At 47.4% G+C, this 8140-nt stretch carries 5 protein-coding genes and 2 tRNA genes; 3 read left to right on the forward strand and 4 right to left on the reverse strand.

Annotated features, from left to right (window positions below):
- Nucleotides 1–863, forward strand: an 863-nt coding sequence (locus PHP87_RS09540; protein WP_299920669.1) for a U32 family peptidase, incomplete at its 5' end; no start/stop codon positions are given.
- Nucleotides 864–865: 2 nt separating this feature from the next.
- Nucleotides 866–3214 carry an endonuclease MutS2 gene (locus PHP87_RS09545; protein ID WP_299920672.1) on the forward strand — a complete coding sequence of 783 codons (2349 nt, stop codon included), beginning with the start codon at nt 866–868 and terminating at the stop codon, nt 3212–3214.
- A gap of 9 nt (nt 3215–3223) precedes the next feature.
- Here the strand turns inward: PHP87_RS09545 and PHP87_RS09550 are convergent, their stop codons facing one another.
- Nucleotides 3224–5611 carry a transglycosylase domain-containing protein gene (locus PHP87_RS09550; protein ID WP_299920674.1) on the reverse strand — a complete coding sequence of 796 codons (2388 nt, stop codon included), beginning with the start codon at nt 5609–5611 and terminating at the stop codon, nt 3224–3226.
- Nucleotides 5612–5828: 217 nt separating this feature from the next.
- On the opposite strand from PHP87_RS09550, the gene tyrS reads away from it, so the two are divergent.
- Nucleotides 5829–7052, forward strand: coding sequence for a tyrosine--tRNA ligase (gene tyrS, locus PHP87_RS09555; RefSeq protein ID WP_299920677.1), 1224 nt, complete (start codon nt 5829–5831; stop codon nt 7050–7052).
- 545 nt (nt 7053–7597) lie between these two features.
- Here tyrS and PHP87_RS09560 read toward each other — a convergent pair.
- The 3 genes from PHP87_RS09560 to PHP87_RS09570 all read right to left on the reverse strand — a co-directional run bounded on the left by PHP87_RS09560 (nt 7598) and on the right by PHP87_RS09570 (nt 8131).
- Nucleotides 7598–7855 carry a hypothetical protein gene (locus PHP87_RS09560; RefSeq protein ID WP_299920680.1) on the reverse strand — a complete coding sequence of 86 codons (258 nt, stop codon included), beginning with the start codon at nt 7853–7855 and terminating at the stop codon, nt 7598–7600.
- Nucleotides 7856–7975: 120 nt separating this feature from the next.
- Nucleotides 7976–8051: transfer RNA gene (locus PHP87_RS09565), tRNA-Glu, on the reverse strand.
- 6 nt (nt 8052–8057) lie between these two features.
- Nucleotides 8058–8131 (reverse strand) — tRNA-Gln (locus tag PHP87_RS09570).
- Between the last annotated feature and the right edge of the window lie 9 nt (nt 8132–8140).

The following is an 8140-nucleotide window of genomic DNA, read 5'->3' on the forward strand; positions in this document are numbered from 1 at the left end:
TTTTGAGTGTGACCGTTAGTGGGATAGCGGAGGCATACAGTGCCCTTGAGGCGGGGGCGGGACGAGTGTACTTGCAACTGGGGGCCCTGGGTAAAGCTAGTATCCCTAAAAAAAGCGAATTCAAACAACTGCTGCAAGCCGCAGCCACTGGCAATAGGGAAGTTGTCCCTGCCTTACCTGGAATACGGCATTGCAGCGATAAATCCTTGCCCGACGTCTGGCTGGAAGAAGGGGTCAAAAGGCTTATGGTAGGGAATTTAGGAGATTTGAGAGTTTTTCTGGGCCGGGGTATGGCCATTCATAGTGATTATAGTCTAAATGTTTTCAATTCTCATTCTCTTTGCTTTCTGCTGAACCTGGGAGTAGAGGGAGTTTGTTTATCCCCGGAACTGAACTGGAAGCAGTTGCAAAGCTTCGGCAATATTGATAAAGTTGAAATGCTGGTACACGGTGAACTACTCCTTATGATATCCCGGCATTGTATCCTGGGTAGTGTTATGGGCAGAAAAGATGCCGCTTGCTCTGGTTACTGCAGGCAAGATAGTTTTTACCTGCGGGATGAGAAGGGCTTTGAATTTCCGGTTCTTAGCGATAGAGATTGCCGATTTTATCTGCTTAATTCCCGCACTCTCTGTATGATTGAAGACCTGGAAAAATTGATATCTCTGGGTCCAGAAAGTTTAAGGATTGAAGCCTATCGCTATAATGAAAGGCAAGTATCCGGTATAGTGGGTATATATGCGAAGGCTATTCAGGAGATAAGGGCCGGATACAGGCCGGAGCTGAATGAATACAAAAAAGAGCTGATGGAGACTTCTTTTTCACCCTTTACCAGGGGACATTATTATCGTGGAGTACTGTGATTATGTTAATAGATGAAAAAACCCTAAATAAACTGGAATATAACCGAATAAGAGAGGAACTGTTTCGGCTTAGTTCTTTTGAGGGTGGACAGATTAAGGCCGAAGAAATGAGGCCCTCCAGTGATATTGAACTTATCAGCAGGCGGCTGGATGAAACGGGTGAAGCCATGGAAGCCATGCGTTTTTCGGAACCTGCTTTTCTATATGGTCTTAAGCCGGTGGAGTCACAGCTGGCCAAGGTCAAGGTGGGGGGTATTCTGTCTCCAGCGGAATTGCGGGAGATATACCATATCCTTAGTTCCTCCCGCCAGGTTCGGAAACTATTTGCTGCTGGAAAATACCCTCGTTTATTTTATTTGTCCTCTAAGATAGAGGAAGTCAAGGGATTGGAGAATGAGATAAATAATGCCGTAAGTGAAGACGCTGAACTCAAAGATGATGCTTCACCGGAATTAAAAAGCCTGCGGGGGCAGATCAACACTTTACGCTTGCGTATTCGTAATTACCTGCAGGAATTCATTCGCTCACCCGATACCCAGAAATGGCTGCAGGATAGTCTGGTTACGGAAAGGGAAGGGCGCTATGTAGTTCCGGTTCGACAAGAGTTCCGACATGAGGTACGCGGCATTATTCACGATGAATCCGCCAGTGGGGCTACTGTTTTTATTGAACCGGTAGCAGTAGTGGAAAACAATAATCGTATCCGTGCTTTGCAAAGAGACGAAAAACGAGAGGTGGAAAGAATCTTAAGAAAACTCAGTGAGGCAGTGGGGCAATATCGGGTAGAAATAGCCGGGAATCAGGAGCTTCTCAGTGAGTTGGATTTTATCTATGCCCGGGCCCGCCTGGCATATCAGGGTAATTACTATCGCCCGGAGATAAACACGAAGGGAATCCTGGAGATCAGCCGGGGGCGGCACCCTCTGCTGGGCCAGGATGCGGTTCCTCTGGATATTCGACTGGGAAGTGATTTTGATGTATTGGTGATTACTGGTCCCAATACGGGGGGTAAAACGGTAGCATTAAAAACCGTTGGCCTTTTGACCCTCATGGGTTTAAGCGGACTCTTTATTCCGGCGCGGGAAAACAGCCGGATTTCCGTTTTCCAGAAGCTTTTTGTGGATATCGGAGATGAACAGAGCATCGAGCAATCCTTGAGCACCTTTTCTTCACATATGACCAACATCATTGCCATATTGGAGAAAGCCGATAAGGAATCGCTGGTATTGATGGATGAAGTGGGGGCAGGTACTGACCCGGCTGAGGGGGCTGCCCTCGCCCGGGTAATATTGGAGGAATTATTGAAAAAACGCTCCCGTGTAATACTGACCACCCACCAGAGCGAACTGAAATATTTTGCCTATCAAAGAGAACGGGTGAAGAATGCCTCGGTGGAATTTGATCCGGTAAGCTTGAAGCCTACCTATAAGTTGAGCATAGGTATGCCCGGGCAGAGCAATGCCCTGGAAATTGCCTCCCGCCTGGGTTTGAAGGCTGAATTGGTACAGCAAGCCCGGCAATTGTTGCCCCGCCGGGAAATGGAAATAGGGAACATGATTCGCCATTTGAAAGAAAGCCAGAGCCAGGTGGAAAAATCCCGGCAGGAAGCGGAAAAACTGGAGGCTGAACTTTTGGAGAAAGAACAGAGACTGGAGCAGGATAGGGAGAGCTTTGAACAGGAAAAGACGGAAGTAATGGAAAAATCCCGTTATGAAGCAGAGCGCTACCTCCGGGATATAAAAAGGGAAGCCAATACGGCTATTGAGGAATTTAAAGAACTGATGAAGGAAAAAGAAGAACCGCCCAAATGGCACGAAGTAGAGCAAGCCCGGCAAAAGATACGGCAAATTAAGGTGGAGTTGCCTGGAGAAGTAGAAAATTGTTATGGAGGCAATCCGGTTGAAATTAAGCCGGGGGATCATGTTAATATAAGGCATATAAATCAAAGAGGTTATGTAGTTAAAGGTCCCAACAGTCAGGGTGAAGTGCTTGTACAGGTAGGCATATTGAAGCTAAATGTTAAACAGGAACAATTGAGTCCCAGCCAGGAGAAAGAAGAAATAATAAGCCATCGCCGCTACCAGAGTTTTTTGGAAAAGGCCCGAACTATTTCCAAGGAGATTGATGTGCGGGGACAATTGGCCGAAGATGCCCTGTATATAATCGACAAGTACCTGGAGGATGCCAATTTGTTGGGCTTGGATTCGGTACGCATCATTCATGGCAAGGGCACCGGAGCCCTGAGAACCGCAGTTCGCCATTACCTGAAAGACCATCGCTATGTTAAAAGCTATCGCGATGGTCTGCGGGAAGAAGGCGGCCACGGGGTCACCGTGGTGGAATTCAACTGAGTTTTAAGGTTACAGCCCGATCACGTCATCGAATACTTCGCGGGCTTTCTTTTTCTTTAATTGGTGATCATCCAGGGGGCAATAGGGAAGACTATCCTCGTTATCCACTATAACTTTTTCCAGGTATTCCGGAGCGCAGCCCCCTGATTGCAAAGGATTGGCAATGTTAGCCCGATAAAGTTTTCCATTATGGCGGGGGTCACGGCAGACATAGATCTCATTGTTCAATAAAGCAGGCAGGGAAAAATCGCTGTGAATATCGCATTTTTCCGTGGGAGTTTCATCCTGGGTCAGGGAACGCATTTCCGGATTGGGGCAGTACCGACCGGCCAGTTTTCCGGATTCCGGGCAAATGGAAACCATGTTGTGGGCATCACAGGTTTCTGTCGGGACTTTGTCTTTCAGACAATAGTCGGAAAAGATTTGCTCCGGTGAACAGAGATCAGAAGGACGTTTGCCGGATTTCGAGCACACCGACACTTGAACTATTCCCGCAGGCATGGGACGGGCTTTAGGATTTTTAATTTCATGGGCTTTTTGCATCATGGAGCGGAACATACGGGCCGGGTAGCTACCGCCGTATACCTTGTTCATAGTGTGTTCCCGGTCATAGCCCATCCATATGGCAGCAGAATAACCGGGAGTAACGCCACAGAACCAGGAGTCCTTATATTCCTCCGAGGTGCCGGTCTTGCCCCCGGTTTGTACGCCGGGGACTCGGGCGTTGGTACCGGTACCGGAACTTACCACAGTCTGCAGCATGCTGTTCATCAACCAGGCGGTTTGTTCGGACATAGCCCGGTGATATTCCGATTTGGAGCGGTAGATTTCCACACCATCAGCATCGAGAATACGGGTCACAAAGTGGGGTTTGGTATATAAACCCCCGTTGCCGAAAGCTCCATAGGCGGCAGCCATCTGTACAGGTGTGGCTCCGCAGGTCAGACCGCCCAGGGAAAGGGGAGCCAGGCTCAAATCATTGGTGCCAGGTGTGTCTACCAGATCAAGGCCCAGGGATTTGCCAAAATCAAAACCCCTTCTGACTCCGATTTTTTCCAACATTTGTACGGCAAAGGTGTTGACTGACCATTGTACCGCAGTCCTCATGCTTATCAACCCACGATAGTTTGGGTCATAGTTCTTCGGGCTCCAAATAGTGTTTCCTACCTTAATGGAAATCGGTTTATCCACCAGTGCGTAGAAAGGCATATAGCCGTCTTCCAGTGCTGGAGCATACACCGTCAAGGGTTTAATCGAAGACCCTGGCTGCCGCAAGGCGTTGGTGGCTCGATTAAAACCCCTTCGCTGCTCATAGGAGCGACCACCCATGATAGCTTTCACTTCCCCATTGCTGTGGTCGATGAGTGCCATGGCACACTGAATCTGCTCCCCCTTTTTCTGTTCCGTGGGGAAATTAGCCAGGTTCTTAAAGTACTCTTCGGCATGGCTTTCCAGCTGGGCATTCATGGTGGTATAGATTTTAAGCCCCGAACGGTAAATGGCGTTATTCGGGTCCTCATAGATTTCGCGCGCTTCCAGGATATCCAGGGTTTCATCTATTACGGCGTCAATGAAGTAACCATACCTGCTTCCGGAATTAAATGACTTCTTAAAAACCAGGGGAGTTTCAAAAACCTGCAGGGCAGTGTCGCGGTCAATATAATTGCAATCGGCCATACGATTTAAGACCATTTGCTGCCTGGCTTTAGCCCGGTCATAATACTGGAAAGGGTTATAGGAGTTGGGACTTTGCGGCAGACCTGCCAGCAAAGAGGACTCGGCCAGGTTCAAACTGCTTACATCTTTGCCGAAATAGGTGTTGGCGGCTGCTTGTACGCCGTAGGCACCGGCGCCAAAGTAAATTTTATTAAGATACATGCTCAAGATTTCATCTTTGGAATAATGGGTTTCCAGTTTGAAAGCCAGCAGGACTTCCTTAACTTTCCTTTCCCATTGCTTGTCAAAGGTGAGAAAGGCGTTTCGGGCCAACTGCTGGGTTATGGTGCTGGCTCCTTGTCCCGTCAAATCGCCTGATTTTAGATTGACCAGCAGTGCTCGTACTATTCCCTTGAAGTTAACCCCGTGATGGCGGTAAAAGTCCTGATCTTCAGTAGCTATAAAGGCATTAATCAAGTCGGGAGGGACATTATCCAGGCTAATTTCAGTACGGTTTTGTTCGGCATGTAATCCCGCCAGGACTTTTCCCTGGTCATCATATAAAAAAGTAGTGCTGGCTCCGGAAAGTTGTTTTGGATCCCAGGCAGGAAGGTTTTGAGATGCGTAGGCTAAAACGCCTACCCCTGTGCCGGTAGCGACCAGAATAATTACCAGTATTGTACTCAACCAGCTGCGTCTGCTTTTTTTGGGTCGTTTGTTTTTCTTCGCTTTGCTTGTCATCTGTAGTTTAATCCTCCTGTATTAGGCCGGGAATGCTTATGGCAAAGAGTCTTATCCTCTTAACCAGACCTTTAATTTATATTTGACAAAGACACGGATTCTCCTGCTTGCGACTTATGGCAAGAATTGTGGATAACCTATATACAATATGCTTGCAAAGGTCAAATTATTGCACATCAAGAAATTCAATGCTATATTTTATGAGCAAGGAGGTAGTATGGTGGACCAGAAAACAGTGCTGATAGAGGTAAATCGACAAATGGAACTTATCCGGCGGGGCGTGGCTGAAATCATTCCGGAGGAAGAACTTGCCCAGAAGCTTTTCCGCTCCATCATGGAAAAGCGCCCCTTAAGAGCCAAGCTGGGCCTTGATCCTACCGCTCCGGATATTCACCTGGGGCATACAGTAGTTCTTAACAAACTTCGTCAATTCCAGGATCTGGGCCATGAAGTTCATCTTATTATTGGGGACTTTACCGGCCGTATTGGGGATCCTTCCGGTAAATCTGAAACCCGAAAACAATTGAGTGAAGAAGAAGTAATGGCTAATGCTACCACTTACCAGGAACAGATCTTTAAAATCCTGGATCGGCAGAAGACCGTTATCCATTTTAACAGCAGCTGGTTGATGCAACTCAAGCTGGCAGATGTACTCAACCTGGCCGGGAAATATACCGTAGCGCGCATGCTGGAAAGGGATGACTTTTCCAAGCGTTATCGTGAAGGCTTACCCATAGGAATACATGAGTTTATGTACCCCTTGATGCAGGCTTATGATTCAGTGGAGTTGCGTGCCGATGTGGAACTGGGGGGAACCGATCAAAAATTCAACCTCCTGGTGGGACGCAACCTGCTCCGGGAATACGGCCTTGAACCCCAGGTGGCACTTACCATGCCAATACTGGAAGGAACTGATGGCGTGCAAAAGATGAGTAAAAGCCTGGGCAATTACATAGGGGTCAATGAGGAAGCCTATGAAATGTTTGGCAAGACCATGTCTATTCCGGATGAATTAATAGCCCGCTATTTTGAGCTTTTAACCCAGGTGCCAATGACTAATATAATGGCACTGCAGGAAGATATGAAATCCGGCAAGCTTAACCCGCGGGACGCCAAAATATGGTTGGCTAAAGAAATAATAAAGACCTATCACAATGAAGAAGAAGCAGAGAAAGCTGAGGAAAAATTCAAGCTGGTCTTTTCCCGAAGGGATATTCCAGAAGATATACCAGTAATAGATAGCGGTGAAAGAGAAGTTTGGCTGCCCAAGTTTCTCCACGATAATTCCATGGTCAATTCCACCAGCGATGGTCGCCGGATGATTAAACAGGGAGCAGTTAAAGTGAATGGGGAAAAATACCAGGAAGAAAACCTGGAGCTCCAGGATGCCATGGTTCTGCAAGTAGGCAGACGAAAATTTTGCCGCCTGCGCTTAAGCTAAAGAAAGCCAGGGACTTTGATATTAAAGTGAGGAGTGAGGGGTAAGGGGTGAGGGGTTAATTGATTCCTACTACATCTTACTATTCAAGCGCCTACCAACTCACTTTTCATCGGCGGTTGTAGCACCTGGGCCATGGGGGGTTAATAAGAAAGTGAGGGCACTCAGCAACCTTAAATGCAACCATGCGAGGTGGAATAAATTCCCGCTTCTTTATGCGGCCGGGCTCTTATTAACAAAACAGGCGGAGGGTTCTAATCCCTTGCCTCGTTACAGCGCTGTGTTGAAACTGCTCCGCAGTTTCTTCAGATGTTTAAAACCCGATTTTAAAGATTGACTCTACTGCAAAAACCCCTCTTGTTGCATAAGGGTTGCATAAATATACAAAGCGCTGGCGAAGCCTGATTCGGAACGACACGGGGGTCGTTCCCTACACACACTTCGGTCGCTTTTAATGTAGCTGAGCGGTATAAATATGCATGCTAATGCATATTTATAACTTTTTGCAGTGACATCAAGATTGAGTGCCAGGTACAGTAGATTCATATTTATAGCAGGTAGCCTTTCTCCAGACTTTTTAAGACCCGCAGCATTTCATCGAAATGACCCTCAAAGAATATGGCATGTCCCTTAACCTCAGGGTATTCCAGGGAAAGCAATCTAATGAAGGTAAAGCCGGCTTCCTCCAGCTGAGGTCGGTTGGTTTTGCGTAAAGTATCAAGCTGAGCATCACTTAGCTTTTTTACGGCACAGTAAATATCTTTGCGCTTGCTATTGGTCAATACAGTGGCAATCAGGGTTCGCAATATTTATTCGCCTCAATTCTCCATGTAATAAGATAAGACCACCCCGAAGATATTAACAAAGCCGGAAAACGTTAATCTCCGGCTTGCAAGAATACATATATATTAAGTTCGGGATAAGCATGGTAGCCCCAAGGGGAGTCGAACCCCTGTCTCCGCCTTGAGAGGGCGGCATCCTAGGCCTCTAGACGATGGGGCCATAATATGGCAGCCGGACAAGGATTCGAACCCTGGCGAACTGATCCAGAGTCAGTCGTGCTACCACTACACCATCCGGCTGCAGAACGG

The organism is Syntrophomonas sp. (assembly GCF_028707975.1).
Classification (GTDB): Bacteria; Bacillota; Syntrophomonadia; order Syntrophomonadales; family Syntrophomonadaceae; genus Syntrophomonas.

Excerpts from the sequence above, each read along its gene's own strand:
- tyrS (WP_299920677.1), top strand. The coding sequence starts at position 5,829 with ATGGTGGACCAGAAAACAGTGCTGATAGAGGTAAATCGACAAATGGAA.
- PHP87_RS09545 (WP_299920672.1), top strand. The coding sequence starts at position 866 with ATGTTAATAGATGAAAAAACCCTAAATAAACTGGAATATAACCGAATA.
- PHP87_RS09550 (WP_299920674.1), bottom strand. The coding sequence starts at position 5,611 with ATGACAAGCAAAGCGAAGAAAAACAAACGACCCAAAAAAAGCAGACGC.